Source organism: Saxibacter everestensis, from assembly GCF_025787225.1.
Lineage (GTDB): Bacteria > Actinomycetota > Actinomycetes > Actinomycetales > Brevibacteriaceae > Saxibacter > Saxibacter everestensis.
The window spans coordinates 940,284-960,849 of sequence record NZ_CP090958.1 but is presented as its reverse complement, the minus strand read 5'-3'; the positions used below and the strand labels follow the sequence as shown (position 1 = coordinate 960,849).

25 protein-coding genes are annotated in these 20,566 nt (G+C 63.8%); 1 reads left to right on the top strand and 24 read right to left on the bottom strand.

Going from position 1 to position 20,566, the window contains the following annotated elements:
• Positions 1–57 precede the first annotated feature (57 nt).
• From LWF01_RS04725 to LWF01_RS04645, 17 genes are all read right to left on the bottom strand, one after another.
• Positions 58–645: a PH domain-containing protein gene (locus LWF01_RS04725; protein WP_349639891.1), complete on the bottom strand. Its 588-nt coding sequence runs from the start codon at positions 643–645 to the stop codon at positions 58–60.
• 64 nt (positions 646–709) lie between these two features.
• The gene (locus tag LWF01_RS04720; protein ID WP_349639890.1) at positions 710–1,027 is read right to left on the bottom strand and encodes a DUF2469 domain-containing protein; all 318 of its coding nucleotides are present in this window, start codon (positions 1,025–1,027) and stop codon (positions 710–712) included.
• 7 nt (positions 1,028–1,034) lie between these two features.
• A complete protein-coding gene (gene rnhB / locus LWF01_RS04715) occupies positions 1,035–1,877 on the bottom strand; it encodes a ribonuclease HII (protein WP_349639889.1) in 843 nt (280 codons plus the stop codon).
• A gap of 5 nt (positions 1,878–1,882) precedes the next feature.
• A complete protein-coding gene (lepB, locus tag LWF01_RS04710) occupies positions 1,883–2,602 on the bottom strand; it encodes a signal peptidase I (protein ID WP_349639888.1) in 720 nt (239 codons plus the stop codon).
• A gap of 37 nt (positions 2,603–2,639) precedes the next feature.
• Positions 2,640–3,224, bottom strand: a complete 585-nt coding sequence (lepB, locus tag LWF01_RS04705; RefSeq protein ID WP_349639887.1) for a signal peptidase I — start codon at positions 3,222–3,224, stop codon at positions 2,640–2,642.
• Positions 3,225–3,319: 95 nt separating this feature from the next.
• Positions 3,320–3,661 carry a 50S ribosomal protein L19 gene (rplS, locus tag LWF01_RS04700; RefSeq protein WP_349639886.1) on the bottom strand — a complete coding sequence of 114 codons (342 nt, stop codon included), beginning with the start codon at positions 3,659–3,661 and terminating at the stop codon, positions 3,320–3,322.
• 199 nt (positions 3,662–3,860) lie between these two features.
• Positions 3,861–4,649 (bottom strand): tRNA (guanosine(37)-N1)-methyltransferase TrmD, encoded by a 789-nt coding sequence (trmD, locus tag LWF01_RS04695; RefSeq protein ID WP_349639885.1) that lies wholly within the window; start codon positions 4,647–4,649, stop codon positions 3,861–3,863.
• 14 nt (positions 4,650–4,663) lie between these two features.
• Positions 4,664–5,179, bottom strand: a complete 516-nt coding sequence (gene rimM, locus LWF01_RS04690; protein WP_349639884.1) for a ribosome maturation factor RimM — start codon at positions 5,177–5,179, stop codon at positions 4,664–4,666.
• Between the two features lie 123 nt (positions 5,180–5,302).
• Complete coding sequence (locus LWF01_RS04685) at positions 5,303–5,536, bottom strand: RNA-binding protein (RefSeq protein WP_349639883.1); 234 nt, start codon at positions 5,534–5,536, stop codon at positions 5,303–5,305.
• 2 nt (positions 5,537–5,538) lie between these two features.
• Positions 5,539–5,955, bottom strand: a complete 417-nt coding sequence (gene rpsP, locus LWF01_RS04680) for a 30S ribosomal protein S16 (RefSeq protein ID WP_349639882.1) — start codon at positions 5,953–5,955, stop codon at positions 5,539–5,541.
• Positions 5,956–6,163: 208 nt separating this feature from the next.
• Positions 6,164–7,750, bottom strand: coding sequence for a signal recognition particle protein (gene ffh / locus LWF01_RS04675; protein ID WP_349639881.1), 1,587 nt, complete (start codon positions 7,748–7,750; stop codon positions 6,164–6,166).
• A 42-nt stretch (positions 7,751–7,792) separates the two neighbouring features.
• Positions 7,793–8,131, bottom strand: coding sequence for a P-II family nitrogen regulator (locus LWF01_RS04670; protein WP_349639880.1), 339 nt, complete (start codon positions 8,129–8,131; stop codon positions 7,793–7,795).
• Positions 8,128–9,558, bottom strand: a complete 1,431-nt coding sequence (locus tag LWF01_RS04665; protein WP_349639879.1) for an ammonium transporter — start codon at positions 9,556–9,558, stop codon at positions 8,128–8,130. Before LWF01_RS04665 ends, LWF01_RS04670 begins: the two co-directional genes overlap by 4 nt.
• Positions 9,559–9,733: 175 nt before the next feature.
• A complete protein-coding gene (gene ftsY, locus LWF01_RS04660; RefSeq protein WP_349639877.1) occupies positions 9,734–10,951 on the bottom strand; it encodes a signal recognition particle-docking protein FtsY in 1,218 nt (405 codons plus the stop codon).
• A 34-nt stretch (positions 10,952–10,985) separates the two neighbouring features.
• Positions 10,986–11,417 (bottom strand): hypothetical protein, encoded by a 432-nt coding sequence (locus LWF01_RS04655; protein ID WP_349639876.1) that lies wholly within the window; start codon positions 11,415–11,417, stop codon positions 10,986–10,988.
• A 114-nt stretch (positions 11,418–11,531) separates the two neighbouring features.
• Positions 11,532–15,107 carry a chromosome segregation protein SMC gene (gene smc, locus LWF01_RS04650; protein ID WP_349639875.1) on the bottom strand — a complete coding sequence of 1,192 codons (3,576 nt, stop codon included), beginning with the start codon at positions 15,105–15,107 and terminating at the stop codon, positions 11,532–11,534.
• Between the two features lie 146 nt (positions 15,108–15,253).
• The gene (locus tag LWF01_RS04645) at positions 15,254–15,880 is read right to left on the bottom strand and encodes a TetR/AcrR family transcriptional regulator (protein WP_349639874.1); all 627 of its coding nucleotides are present in this window, start codon (positions 15,878–15,880) and stop codon (positions 15,254–15,256) included.
• A 105-nt stretch (positions 15,881–15,985) separates the two neighbouring features.
• On the opposite strand from LWF01_RS04645, the gene LWF01_RS04640 reads away from it, so the two are divergent.
• Entirely contained in the window at positions 15,986–16,543 is a 558-nt protein-coding gene (locus tag LWF01_RS04640) for a dihydrofolate reductase family protein (protein WP_349639873.1), read from the top strand.
• 30 nt (positions 16,544–16,573) lie between these two features.
• Here the strand turns inward: LWF01_RS04640 and LWF01_RS04635 are convergent, their stop codons facing one another.
• From LWF01_RS04635 to coaD, 7 genes are all read right to left on the bottom strand, one after another.
• Positions 16,574–16,987 carry a PIN domain-containing protein gene (locus LWF01_RS04635; RefSeq protein WP_349639872.1) on the bottom strand — a complete coding sequence of 138 codons (414 nt, stop codon included), beginning with the start codon at positions 16,985–16,987 and terminating at the stop codon, positions 16,574–16,576.
• Positions 16,984–17,208, bottom strand: coding sequence for a type II toxin-antitoxin system VapB family antitoxin (locus LWF01_RS04630; RefSeq protein ID WP_349639871.1), 225 nt, complete (start codon positions 17,206–17,208; stop codon positions 16,984–16,986). Before LWF01_RS04630 ends, LWF01_RS04635 begins: the two co-directional genes overlap by 4 nt.
• A gap of 125 nt (positions 17,209–17,333) precedes the next feature.
• Complete coding sequence (mutM, locus tag LWF01_RS04625; RefSeq protein WP_349639870.1) at positions 17,334–18,278, bottom strand: bifunctional DNA-formamidopyrimidine glycosylase/DNA-(apurinic or apyrimidinic site) lyase; 945 nt, start codon at positions 18,276–18,278, stop codon at positions 17,334–17,336.
• Positions 18,271–18,993, bottom strand: a complete 723-nt coding sequence (gene rnc, locus LWF01_RS04620; RefSeq protein ID WP_349639869.1) for a ribonuclease III — start codon at positions 18,991–18,993, stop codon at positions 18,271–18,273. Before rnc ends, mutM begins: the two co-directional genes overlap by 8 nt.
• A gap of 30 nt (positions 18,994–19,023) precedes the next feature.
• Complete coding sequence (gene rpmF, locus LWF01_RS04615; RefSeq protein WP_349639868.1) at positions 19,024–19,227, bottom strand: 50S ribosomal protein L32; 204 nt, start codon at positions 19,225–19,227, stop codon at positions 19,024–19,026.
• Between the two features lie 2 nt (positions 19,228–19,229).
• Positions 19,230–19,763 (bottom strand): YceD family protein, encoded by a 534-nt coding sequence (locus LWF01_RS04610; protein ID WP_349639867.1) that lies wholly within the window; start codon positions 19,761–19,763, stop codon positions 19,230–19,232.
• Between the two features lie 271 nt (positions 19,764–20,034).
• Positions 20,035–20,514 (bottom strand): pantetheine-phosphate adenylyltransferase, encoded by a 480-nt coding sequence (gene coaD / locus LWF01_RS04605; protein ID WP_349639866.1) that lies wholly within the window; start codon positions 20,512–20,514, stop codon positions 20,035–20,037.
• Positions 20,515–20,566: the final 52 nt, after the last annotated feature.

The window sequence follows — 20,566 nt, the reverse complement described above, 5'->3', positions numbered from 1 at the left end:
ATCTGGTTCACCTACTCAGCGAAGCAGGTCTGGTCGAGCAGTCCTGGTCGCGACCGCCTATTTAGTTGCAAGATTGATGGCGAGGCTGAGCGTCAGAGTGATAGCTAGCATTACTGCACTCACCCAATTCCAGCGCACCGCCACTCGCTGATCGTTTGCGATCTCGGTCTCTTGCGTCGTCGACTCGAGGTGCCTGAGTATGTGTTGCGCTGCCTCCGGGGCCGCGCGCATCTCCTGAGTCCGCGATGGTTCAAAAGGGACAGCGACCGATGGTCTGCCGCCAACGAGTGAGCCCACCCCTGTTGTCCGGCCAGGGAGGGGCACAGCCCATGCGGCGTGCGTGCCTTCAGGGGTTCTTATTCTCAAAGCCCATCGCATTTCTACTGCGAGTATCTGAGACCACGGCACCGTGATCGTACGAAAAACGTTCCTGATTCTGACGTAGTCAGCGGCTACCTCGAGCTTCGGAATTACGAAGATGAACAGCACCGCAGTCGGAAGAACAGCCAGTTGGGCTAGATCTTGTAGTCCTGCCAAGGGCGTTTCATAGATGAAAGTGAGTATCGGCACGACGATGCTGAAGAGGGCGGTGACAATCAAGACAACGATGCTCCAGCGCTGTCTGTACACATGGGGTTCGGCCATTTGCGTCATCCTTTCAGACCTCTGGCCGAGCTCTCCTCAGGCGGTGTTCTCCGGAACGTACAGCCTAGTTTTCCAGGCCTTTCGGCAGTTCCAGGTCACTCTTTGAAAGTTCCTCGACGTTGACGTCCTTGAACGTGACGACGCGAACTGTTTTAACGAAGCGGGCAGAGCGGTAGACGTCCCAAACCCAGGCGTCCTTCAAGGTCAGCTCGAAGTAGACCTCGCCGTTATCGCTGCACGCCCGCAAATCCACATGGTTCGCCAGATAGAACCGGCGCTCGGTCTCCACAACGTAGCTGAAGAGGCCAACGACATCGCGGTACTCCCGATAGAGCTGAAGCTCCATATCAGTTTCGTAATTCTCAAGATCTTCGGCGCTCATTACTCAATCATGCCTCTACGCCAATGGGCCGCACAGCCTGCCCCGGCAGATCGGACAACCCGCCGTCTGCGGCGAGGCCGACGGCGTCACCAAGGTCCTCGCCGACGGCGTCACCAAGGTCCTCGCCGACGCCACCACCGAGGTCCTCACCAAGCCCGTCGCCAGCGCCAACGACGGGATCCGCAATCAGTCGCCAGGTCTGCCGGTGCAAAGGCGTGGGACCAACCGCGGCAATCCGCTCGCGATGGGCGACCGTGCCATAGCCCTTGTTTACCTCCCAGCCGAAACCCGGGAACTGCTGCGCGCTCTCGACCATGATCGCGTCGCGTGCGACCTTGGCGAGCACGCTGGCAGCTGCGACCGACGAGCAGCGCATATCCGCCTTGATCGACGTGACTACCGGGGGCACATGCACACTGGCCGTGTCGTCAACGTCCGCGCTGCCGAGCAGGTCCAGCTGAAGACCGCGGCCGGAGATCCAGTCATGGTTGCCGTCAAGCAGGACGACGTCCGGAACGGATTGCAACTGACCCAGGGCACGTCGTCCGGCAATGCCCAATGCGGCTGTGAGCCCGACGTCGTCAATTTCCTCCGGCCCGGCATGACCGACCGCGCAACCAACCGACCAGCGACGGATTCCGTCGACGAGCGCCTCGCGCCGCGCCGGTGGCAGTAGCTTGGAATCGCGCACACCGCGCAGGCTGCGGGCGACCGTCACATCGACGAGGACAACGCCGACGCTCACCGGCCCGGCCAGCGCACCGCGTCCGACTTCGTCAACGGCAGCGATCAGCCGGTGGCCTTCTGCCATCAGCGATCGTTCCAGTTTCAGGGTGGGTGCTGCGGACATTGCGGCTAACTTTCCGGGACGTGCGCGAACACATCGGCAGGGTTGGAGATCCAGCGGAATCGCTCCAGTGGCCAGTTAATCACGAAGACTGTGCCGACGACCGACGACACCGGAATCGTTCCGTGCCCCTGCTGGTCCATATGGTAACGGGAGTCCGCCGAGTTGGACCGGTTGTCACCCATCACCCAGATCCGGTCGTCGGGCACCTCGACGTCGAAGGCAATATCTGACGGCGGTGAGCCTCGGTGGACGTACTTCTCCCTGATCGGCTGACCATTGACGATCAGGTTCCCATCAGCGGAACAGCATTCGATCCGGTCTCCGGGAAGACCGATGACGCGCTTGACCACCTGCTCGCCGGCATCCTGCGGCAGCAGCCCGATGAAGGTCAGCGCACCACCGACCACGGAATTCTCCTGCTCGGTCTCCGGCAGCCAGCCGCCCGGGTCGTTGAACACCACGATGTCGCCTCGCTCCAGCGGCATCAGCCCAGGCGACAGCTGGTTGACCAGGATCCGGTCGTCGACATCAAGTGTGGATTCCATCGATGCGGATGGAATGTAAAAGGCCCGCACCAGAAACAGCTTGAACAGCACCGATAGCAGGAGCGCCGCGACGACGATGAAGGCGAGTTCACGCAACCAGCCTGCCACCCGTACCCGCGGCGACGGACGGTCGAACCGGGCAAGTTCGTCGGCGAAAGCCGCCTCGATATTCCTTGCCACTCGTTCTCCTCTTAACTGATGGTCGCGTGCCGACCGGCTAGGACCCGTGTTTTACCGTACCGAAGCGAGCCGGTGGCAGCACAATTCCGGTGACTTTCCCGACCACCCGTCCGGCAGGCAGCATGCCGCCGCCGGGGTCGCCCAGATGGGCGCGGGAATCTGCCGAGTCACTGCGATGATCGCCCATCAGCCACAGTCTGCCCTCTGGCACCGTCACGTCGAAGTCGCGTTCGCTGGGAACGTCGCCATTCTGGACGTACGGTTCGTCCAGTGGTTCGCCATTGACTACAAGTTTGCCGCCATCGGTGCAGCAAGTGATGCGATCGCCACCGACGCCGATCACCCGTTTCACCACATAGGCATTTCTGTTCGTGAGGCCGAACCAGGAGCCCACCTCGGAGCCGAGCGCGGCCAGCCCGGTTGGAACTTCCTCGTCGGGAATGAACGTGCCACGGCCGTCGAAGACAACGATGTCACCCCGCTCAGGCCCGGAGATCGTGTACGCCGGGCGCCAGACCACAATCTGATCACCGACCGAAAGCGTGGGCTCCATCGAATCGGACGGAATCGAGTACGTCTGCACAAGAAATCCACGAATCAGGGCGGCCAGCAGGATCGACACCAGCAACCATGCCGGCCATCGACGCCAAGAAAACCCCCGAGGACGAGCCCTGGGGGTTTTCTCTTCTGAAGCTGATGTCACGCGTGCGTGGCTGATTAGCGCTTTTCGCGAATCTTCGCGGCCTTACCGCGCAGCTTGCGCAGGTAGTACAGCTTGGCGCGGCGAACGTCGCCGCGAGTCAGCAGTTCGATCTTGTCGAGGACCGGCGAATGCACCGGGAAGGTGCGCTCGACGCCAACGCCGAAGCTGATTTTGCGGATCGTGAACGTCTCGCGTACGCCGTGGCCCTGACGGCGGATGACGACACCCTGGAAGACCTGCACGCGCGAGCGGGTGCCTTCCACGACCTTAACGTGTACCTTCAGCGTGTCGCCGGGACGGAAGTCCGGTACGTCGGACCGCAGCGAGGCGGCATCTAGAGCATCAAGCTTGTGCATTGTTTCTCTTCCCTGCAGGTGCCACAGGCCACCCGCGATTTTCACGTGCAGAACTCAAAGGCCTGCATTGTCAAAGTGAGAGTCTGTCTGCCATCAGCTGCCAAACCGCAGCCAGTAGATGACGACTCCCCTGTGGCAGGGCGCCATCGGCAGACACAAGGCTCAATTCTGCCACAGCATCGCCTGCGAGCCGAAATCGTCAGATGTGAGCGCGGATCCGGCCGTCGTCCCCTGGTGTGAACCCGAGCTCGGCCAGGATGGCGAGGTCTGCCTTGTCCAGCTCCGTTGCCGGAAGCTCCTGCAGCAGGTCGGGGCGCTGTCGGGCAGTCCGGCGCAGCGACTCGTCGCGCCGCCACCGGTCGATTTTTGCGTGATTGCCGGAGAGCAGTATCTCCGGAACTGCCAGCCCGCGCCAGGTCGAAGGTTTGGTGTACACCGGATACTCGAGCAGACCGTCTTCGTGCGATTCTTCGGTCAGTGACTCAGGGTTGCCCACGACACCGGGGATCAGGCGCGCGATAGCCTCAATCATCGCCATCGCGGCGACTTCTCCCCCGTTGAGCACATAGTCACCCAGGCTGACCGGGATGACCCTGGCCACTGTCGCTGTGTGATCGAACACCCGCTGATCGATGCCCTCATAGCGACCGCAGGCAAAGACGAGCCACGGCTCGATCGCCAGTTCACGGGCCAGCTGCTGGTTGAACCGTATTCCCGCCGGGCTCGGCACTATCACCAGCGGACGTGGATCACCGTCCGCAGTCGACAGCAGATCGTCGAACGCCTCCCCCCACGGTTCCGGCCGCATCACCATGCCGGCACCGCCGCCGTACGGAGTGTCGTCAACTGTGCGATGCCGGTCATGGGTGTAGTCGCGGAGATCGTGAACCGAAAGCCGGATCGTCCCAGCCGCCTGGGCCTTACCAATCAGTGAGAGCCGCAACGGCGCGAGGTAATCCGGGAAGATCGAGAGCACATCTAGTCTCATACCTGCCAAACTCCTTAAGCGTCCGGCGGGTCGAGCAGACCGCCCGGAGGATCGAGCAGAATCCGGCCGGCGTCGACGTCCACCTCAGGAACGATCTGTTCCACGAACGGCACGAGCACCTCGTGACCTGCAACGTGGCGGAAGACCAGCAGGTCCTGTGCAACGCCGTAATCGACCCGAAGGACCTCGCCGACCTTCCGGCGGCCGTCGGCATCCTCGATCTCAACGGTCAGCCCCTCCAGCTCATCGCTGTCCCAGGCGTCGTCCTCGTCGACGATGTCGTCGGCCGCGACAAGCAGCTCGGTGTTGCGAAACTCCTCGGCGCGGTTCCGGTCGGACAGTTCGTCGAAGGTCAGCAGAAGACGCGAGTTGTGCCATCTGGCCGATTTGAGCGTCAGCGTCCCCCGGTCAGGAAGCGTGGCGAACCCGGCGCCGGCTACGAACCGCTGGTCGGGCGCGTCGGTGCGCACCTCGACGGTCACCTCGCCACGGATGCCGTGCGGCTTGCCGATCCGTGCAACAACATTCATCGTCGTCCTTAGTTCATCTTCGGTGATTCGTCCACTGGGGGCAGAGAGTGCGCTAAAAGCAAAGAAGCGACCTTGAGCTCCGTTCGGAGTCGAAAGTCGCTTCTTCACTCATGCGTCGTTCTTCTAGCAGGTCTCCACAAGATCGACCCGCACCGGCTCGTTTCCGGCTAGGGAGGTCACGACGGTGCGCAGTGCTTTCGCTGTGCGTCCGGCGCGGCCAATCACCCGGCCGAGATCGTCCGGATGCACCCGAACTTCCAGCAACTGGCCGCGGCGGCTTTCTTTCGCGCGGACCTCGACATCGTCAGGGTTGTCTACGATGCCTTTGACCAGGTGTTCGAGTGCTTCAGACAGCATTGTCAGCCCTCTGTGGATTCTTCTGTGCTTGCCTCTTCGGCCGGAGCTTCCTCAGACTTCTTGCTCTTCGGGGTGACGGCTTCACGCACAACCGACTCACCGCTCGGAGCAACGAACTCTGCCTTGGCCTCTGGCTGGCGAAGAGTTCCTTCGGCGCCGGGCAGGCCCTTGAACTTCTGCCAGTCACCGGTGATCTTCAGCAGAGCGGCGACCTGCTCGGTCGGCTGTGCGCCAACGCTGAGCCAGTACTGTGCCCGCTCGGAGTTGATCTCGATGAGCGATGGCTCACGAAGTGGGTGGTACATCCCGATCTCTTCGATGGCGCGGCCGTCACGCTTGGTGCGTGCGTCGGCGACGACAACTCGGTAGAACGGGGCGCGAATCTTGCCGAAACGCTTTAAACGAATTTTGACTGCCACTTGGGTGGTGTCTCCTGGTTCTGTGATTTGTTGAGTCTGGCGAGACATAGCCGTGGGGTTGGCTACGAGTCATGGACTACATGGACACGGCACGTACCTCAGATTTAGAGGGCCTGAAGCACACCGGGTACAGCTAGCTATTGTGCCAGAAAGCCGGGCCGTTCGCCCAATCGCCCCTGCCCGGAGACGACTACCCTCCGGGAAAGGGCTACTTGCCCAGGAACGAGCTGAAATCCTTCGGCAGGTTGGACGGGTCGAACGCGTCCTCCGACTTACCGCCGAATGCCGCACCGGGCTCGGACTTCTTCGCCGTCACGCCGGTGGCTTCCTGCGCCCGCTTCGCCGGGTTGCCCGACTTTCCGCCCTTGCGCTTGTTCTTCGACAGAGCCTTGCCCTTCGACTTCTTGGACCCACCACTGAATCCACCCATGCCCGGCGTCCCGCCGCCCATCCCAGGCATGCCCCCCATACCTGGCATGTTCGGCATGCCCTTGCCGGAGCGCATCTGGCGCATCATCTTCTGCGCCTGGCTGAAGCGCTCCATCAGCTGATTGACGTCCGTGACTGTCATTCCGGAGCCACGGGCAATCCGGGAGCGGCGCGAACCGTTGAGAATTTTCGGGTTGGTCCGCTCGTGCGGAGTCATTGACCGAACGATTGCCTCGACCCGGTCGACCTCACGCTCGTCGAAAGCCTCAAGCTGCTCACGCATCTGCGCGGCACCTGGCATCATAGCGATCATCTTCTTGATCGAACCCATATTGCGCAGGCTGGCCATCTGGGTCAGGAAGTCGTTGAGGTCGAAGTCCTCGCCGCCTTCGAGTTTCGATGCCAGGGCCTCGGCGTCCTTGTTGTCGAAGGCCTTCTCGGCCTGCTCGATCAGGGTGAGCACGTCACCCATGTCGAGGATGCGCGAGGCCATTCGATCGGGGTGGAAAGGCTCGAAGTCGTCGAGGCCCTCACCCGTTGAGGCAAACATCACCGGACGCTGGGTTACCTGGGCGACCGAAAGCGCCGCACCACCCCGTGCGTCGCCGTCGAGCTTGGAGAGCACGACCCCGGTGAAGTCCACGCCGTCGGCGAACGCCTGGGCGGTTTGCACGGCGTCCTGACCGATCATCGCGTCGATCACGAACAGCACCTCATCGGGGCTGACCGCGTCGCGGATATCGGTTGCCTGCTGCATCAGCTCCGCGTCGATGCCGAGGCGTCCCGCGGTGTCGACGATGACGATATCGTGCTGTCTGCTTACAGCCTCTGCCACTCCGGCCCGCGCAACCGCAACCGGATCGCCCACGCCGTTACCGGGTTCCGGTGCGAAGACCTGAACTCCGGCCCGCTGGCCGACCACCTGAAGCTGGTTCACTGCGTTGGGACGCTGAAGGTCGCAGGCCACCAGCAGCGGCTTATGCCCCTGCCCGTTCAGCCATTTGCCGAGCTTTCCGGCAAGCGTCGTCTTTCCTGAACCCTGAAGTCCGGCCAGCATGATGACGGTCGGCGGGTTCTTGGCGAACTGCAACCGGCGGCTCTGCCCGCCAAGAATCTCGACCAGCTGGTCGTTGACGATCTTGACGACCTGTTGCGCCGGATTCAGCGCCCCCGAGACCTCATCCGACAGCGCGCGCTCCCGCACGGCTGCGGTGAACTGCTTGACGACGGGCAACGCAACATCGGCATCGAGCAGCGCACGGCGGATCTCACGGACTGTCGCGTCGACATCGGCCTCGGATAGGCGACCTTTGCCGCGGAGGTTCTTAAACGTGGCTGTCAGCCGGTCAGAGAGCGAAGAGAACATTCTCCTAGCCTACTAGCTCGCAGCGAGGGGCTCAGCGCCCTGCTAAATCGCCGCGGCGCCTTCCTCGCCGGTGCGAACCCGGATGACGTTGTCAACGGTGGTCGACCAGATCTTGCCGTCGCCGATTGCTCCGGTGCGGGCAGTTTCCTGGATGACTTTCAGCACGTCATCGACATCGGACTCCGCAACCAAGAGTTCGATCTTCACCTTCGGCACAAATCCGACAGTGTATTCCGCGCCGCGATAGACCTCGGTGTGCCCGCCCTGCCGTCCGTAGCCACGGACGTCCGAGACCGTGATACCCAGCACGCCCTGCTGTTCGAGGGCGGAAAGAACGTCTCCCAACCGGAATGGTTTGAGGATTGCAGTCACGAGTATCATCGCTTGGCCTCCATACCTGCCAGTTGTTCGGCTTCTTCCATACCGGTGTTCCCCGGCGCACCGGCCACCTGCGTCTGTCCGGGTTCGACCGGGCCCGGGGCCCTGGCGCCGTCGTGAACGCGGTGGGGTTCGCTGCGCGACCCTTCGTTGCCTTCCAGGTCATAGGCCGTTTCGGCGTGCACCGTGAGGTCCACTCCGGTGAACTCGTCTTCCTCCGAGACGCGGAAGCCGATGGTCTTTTCGATCACGATGCCGATGATGTATGCCATCACGAATGAGTAGACGAGAACCGCGACCGAACCGAGCGCCTGCTTACCGAGCAGTTCCAAGCCACCGCCGTAGAACAGCCCGACTCCCCCGGCGGGCGCATCGGCTGAGGCGACCAGGCCGATGAACAGGGTTCCCACCAGGCCGCCAACCAGGTGGACACCGACAACGTCGAGTGAATCGTCGTACTTCCACCGGTACTTCAGCCCGACCGCCAGCGCACAGAGCACGCCTGCAATCAGGCCGAGGACTGTTGCCCAAACCGGCGTGATCGAGTTGGCAGCCGGCGTGATCGCGACCAGGCCGGCCACCGCGCCGGATGCCGCCCCGAGCGACGTCGGGTGCCCGTCCCGGATCTTCTCGATCAGCAGCCAGCCGAGGATCGCGGCGGCAGGAGCCGCAAGCGTGTTGACGAAGGCGTAGCCGGCGACCGCGTTGGCGGCTACCGCCGACCCTGCGTTGAAACCGAACCAGCCGAACCAGAGCAGTCCTGCGCCGAGCATGACCAGCGGAAGGTTATGCGGGCGCATCGCGGCCGAGCCGAAGCCCTTCCGGCGGCCGAGAACTAGCGCCAGGGCGAGCGCCGCAGCTCCCGCGTTGATGTGCACCGCGGTTCCGCCGGCGAAGTCGAGGGCACCAAGCCGGTTGCCGATCCAGCCGCCCCCGCCTTCGCCTGAAACGGTCTCGAAGTCGAAGACCCAGTGTGCCACCGGAAAGTAGACCAGGGTTGCCCAGACCCCGGCGAAGATCAGCCAGGCGCCGAACTTGGCCCGGTCGGCGATCGATCCCGAAATCAGGGCGACAGTGATGATCGCGAACACGGCCTGGAAGGCGACGAACACGATCGCCGGCAATGTGCCCGCCATCGCACCGGTGTACTCCCCGGCGTCATTGACCGCGGTATCCAGCAGGCCCTGCAGGCCGAGGTACTGGAACGGATCGCCGAGCAGACCACCGGCGACATCCGTGCCGAACGCCATGGAGAAGCCGTAAAGCACCCAGAGCACCGAGATCAGCGCCAGCGCGCCGAAGCTCAGCATCATCATGTTAAGGACGCCTTTTGCCCGGGTCATTCCGCCGTAGAAGAGCGCCAGGCCGGGCGTCATCAGGAGCACGAGAGCCGCACTCGTCAAGACCCATGCTGTATCGCCGGTATCCATGTCTCACCTCATAGTCATCCGCACGGTGCGCCGATCGGCGCGTGATGAAACAAGGATTGTTCGCAAATGTTGCCTGCGAGCGCGGCTTATGTTTCGGGCAGATGACGTGGCGGCTGCGGATGTTAAAAGGTGATGAACCTGACCAGCATGTGAGATGGGTCATAGGACAAGCGCCCTAGTCGAGCAGCGCGTCCACAAACCCTTCGGCCGTGAACGGCGCCAGATCGTCGGCTCCTTCGCCCAGGCCGATCAGCTTGACCGGAACGCCCAGCGCACGCTGCACGGCGATCACGATGCCGCCTTTCGCTGTGCCATCGAGCTTGGTCAGCACGATGCCGGTCACGTCGACGACCTCGGCGAAGACCTTCGCCTGTTGTAACCCGTTCTGGCCGGTGGTCGCGTCGAGCACCAAAAGCACTTCGTCAATTGTGTGGCCCTCGCTCAGCGGTCGTTCGGCGATCCGCTTCACCTTGCCGAGCTCGTCCATCAGGCCGACCTTGTTCTGCAGCCGGCCTGCGGTGTCGATCAGCACGACATCCGCGTCGGTCGAAATGCCGGCCGTCACGGCGTCGAAGGCAACGGATGCCGGGTCGGCTCCGTCTTTGTCGGAGCGCACTGTGGGAACTCCTACCCGGCTTCCCCAGGTCTCGAGCTGGTCTGCCGCGGCGGCGCGGAACGTGTCTGCGGCACCAAGGACGACGTCGAGGTTCTCGGCGACGAGCACGCGGGCCAGCTTTCCGACAGTTGTGGTCTTGCCGGTTCCGTTGACCCCGACCACCAGGGCAACCTGGGGATCAGTTCCCTTGCGTGCCACGTTCAGCCGGCGGTCGAGGCTCGGATCGACCAGCTTAATCAGTTCCTCGCGCAGCAGCGCCTTGACTTCCGCCGGCTCCCGGGTGCCGAGAACCCGGACTCGCTGCCTGAGTGTCTCGACCAGCTCAGTCGCCGGGTCGACGCCCACATCAGCGAGCAGGAGGGTGTCCTCGATCTCTTCCCAGGTCTCTTCATCGAGCGTCTCCCGGGACAGCAAAGACAGCAGGCCACGGCCTAGCCCAGAGTTGGACTGGGCCAGCCGGGCCCTGAGCCGGGCGAGCCGCGTCGTGGGTTCCGTCGGCCGGTCGAGAGCCGGGACTTCGGTGGCGACCTGTCCCGGCTGCAGGGTTTCCACTTCGTCGCCGGGCAGCGGGACAACGTCGACATCAGGTCGGGCGGAATCCCTGGGCTCTTCGGCGTCATCGCCAACTCCCGGCAGCGTCTCGGGTGGCGGCTTTGGCTCCCCCCGGCGACGTTTGGCGCGGGATTGCAGCCCGACGGTGATAGAGCTGACAATAACTGCCAGCACGAATACGGCGATGATAAGAGGTAAGGCGTCCACGAGAGACAAGTTTGTCATGCTCGCTGAACCACCCGCGACCGCCGAGTGCGGTTTACTGCCTGTCGGCGCCTTTTCCGAACAGCAGACGCAGCCCGGTCTTCATTCCCGTGCCGGATTCAGGTACCTCCCAGTGACGAGTCCTGGGGCGGACTGTCCAGACCGGCGGGACGGCGTGCCGAAGGTTCTGCAGCATCGGCGCTTCCAGCGGCTGCTCCTCGGCTTCGAGGACGGCGACGCTCCCCTGAGCGCCTTCCGATTCCTGCGCCGTGTCGGGCACTTCGGCCTGATACTCGTCGACATCGTCGAAAAGGCTGATCCCCTCGCGATCGTCGTCGGAGCCCGTCCACGACGATGGGAGCCGGAACGCGTCCGACTCATTGTCGGGAAGCCGGCCCTCGGCCCGGAGCCCCGGCAGCGCGACCAGCAGGACGATTATCGCCGCGATCGCGACACAGACGATCAGTCCGATGACGATAACACTCATCGTGCTACCTCCAAGAGACGGCTCTCAGCCACGTGTTGGCTCCAGTACATCGCGGTTTCACATCTGTCAGGCCAAGCTTAACGTGATTCCGTCAAGCAAAAATCACGTTTTGGTTCAGGTGAGGTCTCTAAGTCGCTGACTAATCACCGTGGTGACCCCGTCGCCGCGCATCGTGACACCGTATAAGGCGTCCGCAACCTCCATGGTCCGCTTCTGGTGCGTAATCACAATCAGCTGGGAAGACTCACGGAGTTCTTCGAATATTGTGATGAGTCTCGAAAGGTTCGTATCGTCCAGCGCGGCCTCGACTTCGTCCATAACGTAGAACGGGCTCGGCCGAGCCTTGAAAATCGCCACCAGCAGGGCAACGGCGGTGAGCGAGCGTTCCCCGCCTGACAGCAGTGACAGCCGCTTCACTTTCTTACCGGCAGGCCGCGCCTCGACCTCGATCCCGGTGGTCAGCATGTCGTCGGGGTCGGTAAGCACCAGCCGGCCCTCGCCTCCGGGAAACAGCCGGCCGAAGACACGTTCGAACTGTGTGGCGGTGTCGTGGAAGGCTGCGGTGAAAACCTGTTCGACCCGCTCGTCGACCTCGCGCACGATGTCGAGCAGATCCCGCCGCGATTTCTTCAGGTCGTCGAGCTGGGTCTCCAGGAATTTGTGCCGTTCCTCGAGCGCGGCGAACTCCTCGAGTGCCAGCGGATTCACCCGGCCGAGCTGGCTCAAGTCCCGCTCTGCCTTCTTCAGCCGCTTTTCCTGCTCGCTGCGAACATACGGTATCTGTTCGGGCGTGTCGGCATCCTCGTCGTCGTCCGTGCCGGTAGACCGTGCCGGGGTCGCGAACACCGGAACCGGCTTGTCGGGGCCGAACTCCTCCATGAGTTTCTCGGCCGAGATGCCAAGTTCTTCGATCGCCTTCGTCTCCAGCGCCTCGATGCGCAGCTTCTGCTGTGTGCGGGCCACCTCGTCCCGGTGCACGGTGTCGGTCAATTCGGCGAGCTCAGCCTGCAGCGCGTCGAGCGCCTTCCGTAGTTCCGCGAGCTGTTCCTCCCCCTCGCCGTGCTGCCGTTCGGCCACGTCTCGTTCCTCGGCGGCCAGGCGCACGGATGCTGACAATGCCGCGGTCAGCCGCTCGGCGCCAATCGCCACGGCCTGCGCGGTCGCGGCCTGGCGCCGTCGTTGTTCGGCCCGTTCCGCCGCGCGTTCGCGGGCGACCCGTTCGGTTCGCGCGGCGTGCTGCAGCGACTGCACCCGGGACGACAGAGCCTTCACCCGCTCCTCCCCGGTGCGCAGGGCGAGGCGGGCGTCCATGTCCGCTGCGCGCGCAGTCCGGGCGACCGCGGCCAGCCGGTCCCGTTCCGCCGTACTCGGCTCGGCGGCGTCATCGGGTGCGCTTTCTGCGTCGGCGAGCCGGCTGACGGCGGCGCTCAGCTTCTCCCGTTCCACGGCAAGCGCGGTCTCAGTGCTGGCAATGGCCTTTTCGGCCCGCTCGGCTTCTGCGGAGGCCGATCGGGCCGCAGAGCCAAGCTGACCAAGCTGCTCGGCGACTGCCGCCAGCCGGGCATCCGATGAGTGCAACCCTTCGAGTGTTCCGTCGGCGGCCTGCTTTGCCGCGGCGTGATCCTCGCGAACCACCTTCAGCTCGAACCGGGTTCGTTCCAGGTCACTCGTGACGTCGTCCAGTGTGCCTTCGGCCTCGGCGTAAGCTGTCTGCAGTTGAAGCAGGCTCGGTGCGTCCTCCTGACTGCCGCCCGACACCACGGTGCCGGACAGCACATCACCAGCCGTGGTCACCGCAGTGAGTTGCGGATGAGCCGCTATCAGTTCCCGGGCCTCCGCCAGACCGGGCACGATGGCGATATCACTGAGCAGTCGGTTGATCGGTGCCGCGACCGAAGCGGCGGGCGTGACGACATCGATCGCCCAGCGTTCCTCGCCGGTGAGTTTCGTCCGGTGGGTAGCAGCAGCCGACGGTTGGCCGCCCGCGACCAGGACCTGGGTCAGGCCGCCTTTGTTGTCCTTGAGGAAGCGGATGGAATCGACCGCAGTGTCGACGGATTCCGCGGCGACACCGAGCGCCAGTTGTCCAAGCGCCGCGGTGATCGCGGTCTCATAGCCGGCCTCGACCGCCACCAGTTCGGTGACCAACCCGAGCAGACCGGGGGTTTCCGATTCGAGCAGGGCACCGGCACCGTCCTTGCGTGCCAGCCCGATGTGCAGCGCCTCGATCCGAGCCTGGAGCGAGTTCCGCCGACCTTCGAGCTCGCGTTCCCGGTCGATGAGTCCGTCAAGCTTCGCCTGGACGGCTTCCAGAGCCGCGAGGGCTTCTTCATGAGCCTGGTCGAGTCCTTCTTCGCCTTCTTCAACCCCGGCCACCTGGTTCTCGACCAGGGTGAATTCTTCCTGTGCCGCGAAATGCCGCTTGTGCGCTTCGGCAAGCGACTCACGAAGCCGGCCGATCTCGGCCTCGGACGCCTCGACCCGGGAACGCTGCGCCGCCACCACGCCGGTAAGCCTTGCCAGCCCTTCCCTCCGGTCGGCGGCGGCCCGAATCAGCCCGGCGATTCGTTTCTCCTCGGCTCCGTGTGCCGCCTCGGCGGCGTTCCGCTCCGCCACCGCCTCATCGAGGGCGGTCTGCAGCCCGGCAACTTCTGCTTTCAAAGCCGCTTCCTCGGCTGCCACCTTCTTGGCCTGGCCCTCGAGTTCGTCCGGGTCCCGCCCGGTCTCCTGCTGCTGCGAGCCGGTGCCGAGTAGCCTGATCCGCTCGGATGCCAGCTGCCCGAGTCCCTGAACGCGCTCCTGAAGCGATGACAACCGGTACCAGGTGTCCCGGTGCCGGCTGAGTTCCGGTGCTGCCTCGGCCAGCTGTTTTTCGAGGTGGTTGTGTCGGGTCCTGGCCACGGCAAGGGACTTCTCAACTGAAGCGCGCTTTGCTCGCAGCGCCGATTCGTCCGCGACTTCCTGCTGCAGGTTGGCGGTCAGCTGTACCAGGTCGTCGGCGAGCAGACGGGCCCGCGCATCCCGGACGGCGATCTGCACGGTTTGCGCCCGGCGGGCGATATCCGCCTGCCGGCCGAGCGGTCCCAGCTGGCGGCGAATTTCGGATGTCAGGTCATTCAACCGGGTCAGGTTGGCCTGCATCGCCTCGAGCTTGCGCACCGCTTTTTCCTTGCGTTTGCGGTGCTTGAGCACACCGGCAGCCTCTTCGATGAAGCCACGCCGGTCTTCGGGTGTCGCTCGCAGCACGGTATCGAGCTGCCCCTGACCGACGATGACGTGCATCTCGCGGCCGAGGCCCGAATCGGACAGCAGGTCCTGGATGTCGAGCAGGCGGGCAGGCGTGCCGTTGATCGCGTATTCCGAGCCGCCGGAACGGAAAAGCGTCCGGGAAATGGTGACTTCTGTGTATTCGATCGGCAGCGCGCCATCGGTGTTGTCGATGGTCAGAGACACCTCTGCCCGGCCGAGCGGCGCCCGGCCAGACGTCCCGGCGAAGATGACGTCCTCCATCTTCCCGCCGCGCAGGCTCTTGACTCCCTGCTCGCCCATCACCCACGACAGCGCGTCGACGACGTTCGACTTACCGGATCCATTCGGGCCAACGACGCAGGTGACGCCGGGCTCGAATTGCAGGGTGGTTGCGGAGGCAAACGACTTAAAGCCCCGGAGGGTCAGAGTCTTCAGGTGCATTTCGGTGCGTTACCTCCCTCCGGCGAGTTGCGAATCCGCTCTTACCTTAGCTAAACCGCCGCGGTTAAGCGGCAAAACCACAATCGGCTACCACCGTGAGTTGCGGGCAACGTTCTGACAGGCCGGGCAAAAGTACGACGAGCGGTTCATGAACTTCTCCCGTAGCGCGCGACGATCGTCCGAGCTGCTTCGTCTATCACTTTGCGCGTCTCTTCTTCGCTGAGCGACCACCCGCCGTGGATGAGGCGGGGCCAGAAGACGACAGTGGAGATCATGCCAAGGAACTGTGCTGCCGCCGTGTCCGGATCGTCGACGTTTGCGGTTCCCGCGGCGTTCTCCGCTCGGAGGTGGCGCCCTAGCGCCGCGAGCACGGGCAAGGTGCCGAAATCGAACGTCCGCTCACGCAGTTCCGGGAACTTCGGGGACTCGGCGATCACGACCCGGATCAGGTCTTCTATCCCGGGCCGGGTCAGCAGCTCCGCGTACGCGATGCCCAAGGCGGTCAAACCCGCATGGAAGTCTCCGGGCGGCAAGTCCACGAGCTCTCCGTCAGGCGTGCCGCCCGCCGCGAGCACCGTGGCCTCGAAAAGCTCCGCTTTCGTCGGGAACTGCTTGAACAGGGTCGCTTTGGAGACTCCGGCGCTCGCAGCGACGCGCGCCAGCGAGGTCCGGTCGTAGCCGGAAGCGAGGAACAGATCCGTGGCCGCGTCGAGAATCGCCGCACGGTTGGTTGCGGCGACCTGTCGATGGTAGGCCGGGAGCTCGCGTGACATGCACCCAGTATGACATGAGGTGAGCCCATTGACTCACCTCATGAAAATCGATACGCTCATTGAGGTGAGCCGATTGACTCACCTCAATGAAAGGAGGAGTCGAACATGGCCAAGCTCATCTATTCGATGATCACCTCGCTCGACGGCTACGCCGAAGCGACGGAAGGTGACCTCGGCAGAGGTCCAGAGGATCCGGAGGTGCATACATTCATCGGCGATGTCTTCCGTCACGTGGGCACGTTCCTCTACGGCCGACGGATGTACGAGACGATGGTCTACTGGGAGACGGTGCACAGCCAGCCCGACGTGCCGCCGCACATCCTGCAATACGCCAACGACTGGAAGGCCGCAGAGAAGGTCGTGTACTCCACAACGCTGGAGTCGGCGTCAAGCGCGAAGACCCGGATCGAGCGGAGCTTCGACCCGGATGCGGTGCGCAGGCTCAAGGCCGAGGCTGATCACGATCTCACAATTGACGGCCCGAACCTCGCCGCCCAGGCGATCGCTGCCGGGCTGGTGGACGAGTACCACCTGTTCATCACCACGAGCGTAGTCGGCGGCGGCAAGCGGTTCTTCCCCGACGGCGTCCGCCTTGATCTCGACCTGGTCGAAGAGCGGACCTTCGACAGCGGCCTGATCTACGCGCGCTACCGGACCCGCTGAACCGCACCGGTTGGTGACACGACCGTGGCGTCACGACGAGGGCTCGACGTACTCGTTCCTTAGGTCGGCCACCCTCGCGATATGGTCGAAGTCGTGGTCCGCGGCCAGCACCGTCGCATCGTTCGCGATGGCGTACGCCGCGATGAGGATGTCGAGGGAGCCCGCCGCGCGAACGGGGCCCAAATTCCACAGGGCGCTCTGGAAGTCGAGCACCAGCGACTCGTCGGGCGCGTGCTCCAGCGGGAATCCGAGGGAGACTTGCTCCCGGTAGCGCGCATGCTCCTCGGGAGTCCGGGCACTGTGGCAGAACTCCAGCACCTGCGGTGGGCAGGTGACGAAGAGATCCGACTGAGCGCGCTCGATGCGCCGCAGCCGCGAGGCGACGCCTGCGTCGCCGGACGCGAGCCTGGCGCAGACGGAGTTGTCGACCAGATAGTCGGTCACGAGACCGGAGGCCTGGGAGACGCAGGCGGGACGACCGGCGCGCCGAGCTCCGCCTCCAGGTCGGTCAGCGCCGCGATGCCATCGATCATCGCACCCTTCTGCTTCGAGGCGATGAGGCGGCGCAGCGCGAGGTCGAGGACGGCGCGGTTCGACTTCTCGCCGGTGAGCGCCCTGGCGCGCTCGATCAGCTGCGGGTCCAGGTCAACGCTCGTCAGTGCCATGATGCGCTCCTCTCGCTATATGGATGTTTATATACTGAATTCGACGCGTCTGCGCCGTTCAGTCGTGTCCACCCGATGAACGAATCGACGGGGCCCTCAGGGCCACGGCTCCGCCCTACCCGTCTTCAGCGTGGTCGCTGACAGACCGGGCAAAAGTACGACGAGCGGTTCATGAACTTCTCCCGCTCGATGATTCCGCCGCACCGCCGGCATTCCTCACCGGCCTGGCCGTACACGTTCAGCGAGCGGTCGAAGTAGCCGGACTCTCCGTTGACGTTGACGTAAAGCGCATCGAAGCTGGTTCCGCCCTGGTCGAGGGCAGCCGTCATGACCTCCCGCACGCCCTCAAGCAGGGACTCGATGTCGGCCTCGGTCAGTGCTTCGGTCGGCCGGGCGTAGTGCAGCCGGGCAAGCCATAACGCCTCGTCTGCATAGATATTGCCGATGCCCGAGATCAGCCCCTGGTCGAGGATGGCGCGTTTGAGGCCGGTTTTCCGGCGGCGGATCGCAATACTGAACGCTTCGGCATCGAAGAACGGATCGAGAGGATCGCGCTCAATGTGCGCCACGGCAGGTGGAATCAATGGCAGAGCCATTTCGGGGTGGGCGCTCAGGCCACCCGGGAATCCGTCCCGTGTCGGCACCATAGGCGCGTGCTGCAGGCCGCCGAAGATCCGCTGATCCACGAAGCGCAGTTCGTCGACCGGCGAACCGCCGGGTTGCGCGGGCGAGTTCGAACCGACGTTGTCCAGCGACATCCGGATTCGCAGATGCCGTTCGTCAGGGGCAGCCGAATCCAGCAGCAGGATCTGACCACTCATGCCAAGGTGTGCGACCATCGCCGTCGGTTCAGCTGTGTCCGGGTGGTCGAGCACCAGCCAGAGGAACTTACCGCGCCGGACGACATCCGTTATCGTCGACATTCTGACCCCGGCGACGAAATCATCCGGCCCATCCAGGTGCCGGCGCAGGCTGCGAGCCTCGAGGACATCGATGTCGGCGATCCGGGCGCCCAGCACCCAGTTCGCCAGACCGCGCCGGACGACCTCTACCTCTGGTAGCTCAGGCATCCTGACCGGCTGCGTCGCCGAACGCGGCCGCCAAGGCGTTGATTGCGGATTCGGCGGCTACCGCCTCCGCCTCCTTCTTAGACTTTCCGCTTCCGGTGCCCCAACGGTCTTCTCCGAGCAGCACTGTGGCCGTGAACACCCGATTGTGGTCGGGGCCGGCACCCTCGACGGCGTACACGGGCACGCCAAGGCCGTAGCCGGAGCTGGCTTCCTGCAGGCTGGTCTTCCAGTCCATCCCGGCCCCGAGTTTCTCGGCGTTGTCCAGCAACGGGTCGATCAACCGGTGCACCAGGTCGTGCGCGGCGGCCATGCCAAGTGTGTTGTAGGTGGCGCCGATCAGCGCCTCGACGCTGTCGGCAAGGATCGAGTCCTTGTCGCGGCCACCGGTGGCTTCCTCACCTTTACCCAGGTAGAGGTGATCGCCGATACTCAGCCGACGGGCGACGCCTGCCAGGGCACGTGTGTTGACCACGGCAGATCTGCGCTTGGCCAACTGGCCCTCCGGCAGCCCAGGATTGTCGTTGTAGAGCGCCGATGTGACGACCAGGCCCAGCACGGAGTCGCCGAGGAACTCCAGGCGTTCATTTGTCGGCAGCCCGCCGTTCTCGAAGGCGAAGGAGCGATGCGTCAGGGCAAGCGAAAGCGTCTCGGGGTCAAGGTTGACCCCGAGACGCTGACAAAGCTGTGCGTCGTCCGCACGAGCAAGATCGCGCACCTTTTTAGGCGATGTCACGAACTGGCTCGATTAGGCGTCGGCGACCTTGCGGCCCTTGTACTCCAGGAACAGCGCGGTGCCAGCCGAGTCTTCCACGACCTTCGCGTGGTGGGGGCGCGAGTACACAACGCGACCGTTCTCAACAGTCTTCACCAGGGTTGGCGCGGTGGCCTTCCACTGCGACCGACGGTGGCGGGTGTTGCTGCGCGAAAGTTTCCGCTTTGGAACAGCCACGTCTAGCTCTCTTTCTTCTCGTCCAACAAACTCTTCAGCGCCGACCATCGAGGATCGTCGCTCTCTTCATTGTCACTCTCAGCACTGTCGCCAGTCTGATAGCTGAACTCGGTGTCGTCCTCTTCTGCCACCGGCCGGAACGGAAGTGCCATAACCATGGCGTCCCGCAGTGCCGGCTCGAAGTCCAGTCGTTCAACGTCGAGGGAATACAATTCATCGTCCGAATCGAACTCCTCGTCCGGGTAGACGAACAGCTCCTGGATCTCTGCAACGATTTCGCGTTCCAGCGGTTCAAGAGTCCGGATATCGATACCGGACGCGAGGCCCCGAACCGTTCCCGAAACGTATACGCCCTCGACGACGGACTCCAGTTGGAGATCCAGCGAGAGGTCGCTTCCCTCTTCGATCCCAATGACCTCGATCTTAAGATCGGCCGGTGCCTTGACGACGAGCTCAAGCTTTCGCCAGGATCCCGGCTTCCGGTACAACCCGAGCTGGCGCGTGTTGAACACCAGATCGGAGCGTGCGTCTGCCACGACACTCCTAAGAGCTAGTTACTTGAGATTCTTCGACAAAGCGCCGTATCCGGGTGTCTTGAACAGACCTCGGCATCAGGCGACTTCTCAGGTTACCGCAGGAAGTGCCAAACACTCAAAACGAGGCCGACGTTCGCGATAAAGCCTAGTGCCGCCCGCACACTTCACCGCATTCCCGGTGGTGAGAACCGCGAGCACGGCGTCAGGCCGCGCGCGTATTCAGACCCGATCCTGCACGCTGCCCGCGTTCCTCGTCGGGTCCTTCCGGCGGTCAGAGTAAACGGAGCCGGTGCAGCAGTGGCCCGAGGACGGCGTCCGGCACCAGGCCCGCGACGTCGCCACCGTGACTAGCGACCTCTTTGACCAGGGACGACGAGACATGCTCGAACCGCGGATCGCCGGGGATGAAGATTGTTTCGAGTGTCGTGAGGTGCTTGTTCATCAGCGCCATCGGAAGTTCGTATGCGAAGTCAGTGCCGGACCGTAGTCCCTTGATCACGGCTGGCGCGTCCACATCGCGGCAGAAGTCGACCAGCAACCCGGCTGACAGTTCCTCGATCCGGACATTACCGAGATCTCCGATGCTGGCCTCGAGCAGTTCGACCCGCTCCTCGATCGAGAAGGTGCCCTCCTTGGCAGGATTGTGCACGACCGCGACAATCACCTCGTCGCAGAGTCTCGCTGCTCGCCGGATGACGTCGACATGTCCGTTGGTCACGGGATCGTATGAGCCTGGGCACACCACTCGCATGGACCAACCGTAACCGACCGTCGTCAGGTACCGGCCGCGGACAGGCCGGCGC

Excerpts from the sequence above, each read along its gene's own strand:
- LWF01_RS04665 (WP_349639879.1), bottom strand. The coding sequence starts at position 9,558 with ATGGATACCGGCGATACAGCATGGGTCTTGACGAGTGCGGCTCTCGTG.
- coaD (WP_349639866.1), bottom strand. The coding sequence starts at position 20,514 with ATGCGAGTGGTGTGCCCAGGCTCATACGATCCCGTGACCAACGGACAT.
- smc (WP_349639875.1), bottom strand. The coding sequence starts at position 15,107 with ATGCACCTGAAGACTCTGACCCTCCGGGGCTTTAAGTCGTTTGCCTCC.
- LWF01_RS04630 (WP_349639871.1), bottom strand. The coding sequence starts at position 17,208 with ATGGCACTGACGAGCGTTGACCTGGACCCGCAGCTGATCGAGCGCGCC.
- trmD (WP_349639885.1), bottom strand. The coding sequence starts at position 4,649 with ATGAGACTAGATGTGCTCTCGATCTTCCCGGATTACCTCGCGCCGTTG.
- LWF01_RS04725 (WP_349639891.1), bottom strand. The coding sequence starts at position 645 with ATGGCCGAACCCCATGTGTACAGACAGCGCTGGAGCATCGTTGTCTTG.
- ffh (WP_349639881.1), bottom strand. The coding sequence starts at position 7,750 with ATGTTCTCTTCGCTCTCTGACCGGCTGACAGCCACGTTTAAGAACCTC.
- LWF01_RS04655 (WP_349639876.1), bottom strand. The coding sequence starts at position 11,417 with ATGAGTGTTATCGTCATCGGACTGATCGTCTGTGTCGCGATCGCGGCG.
- LWF01_RS04670 (WP_349639880.1), bottom strand. The coding sequence starts at position 8,131 with ATGATACTCGTGACTGCAATCCTCAAACCATTCCGGTTGGGAGACGTT.
- rplS (WP_349639886.1), bottom strand. The coding sequence starts at position 3,661 with ATGCACAAGCTTGATGCTCTAGATGCCGCCTCGCTGCGGTCCGACGTA.
- ftsY (WP_349639877.1), bottom strand. The coding sequence starts at position 10,951 with ATGACAAACTTGTCTCTCGTGGACGCCTTACCTCTTATCATCGCCGTA.
- LWF01_RS04685 (WP_349639883.1), bottom strand. The coding sequence starts at position 5,536 with ATGCTGTCTGAAGCACTCGAACACCTGGTCAAAGGCATCGTAGACAAC.
- mutM (WP_349639870.1), bottom strand. The coding sequence starts at position 18,278 with ATGCCTGAGCTACCAGAGGTAGAGGTCGTCCGGCGCGGTCTGGCGAAC.
- rimM (WP_349639884.1), bottom strand. The coding sequence starts at position 5,179 with ATGAATGTTGTTGCACGGATCGGCAAGCCGCACGGCATCCGTGGCGAG.
- LWF01_RS04720 (WP_349639890.1), bottom strand. The coding sequence starts at position 1,027 with ATGAGCGCCGAAGATCTTGAGAATTACGAAACTGATATGGAGCTTCAG.
- LWF01_RS04640 (WP_349639873.1), top strand. The coding sequence starts at position 15,986 with ATGGCCAAGCTCATCTATTCGATGATCACCTCGCTCGACGGCTACGCC.
- LWF01_RS04645 (WP_349639874.1), bottom strand. The coding sequence starts at position 15,880 with ATGTCACGCGAGCTCCCGGCCTACCATCGACAGGTCGCCGCAACCAAC.
- rnhB (WP_349639889.1), bottom strand. The coding sequence starts at position 1,877 with ATGTCCGCAGCACCCACCCTGAAACTGGAACGATCGCTGATGGCAGAA.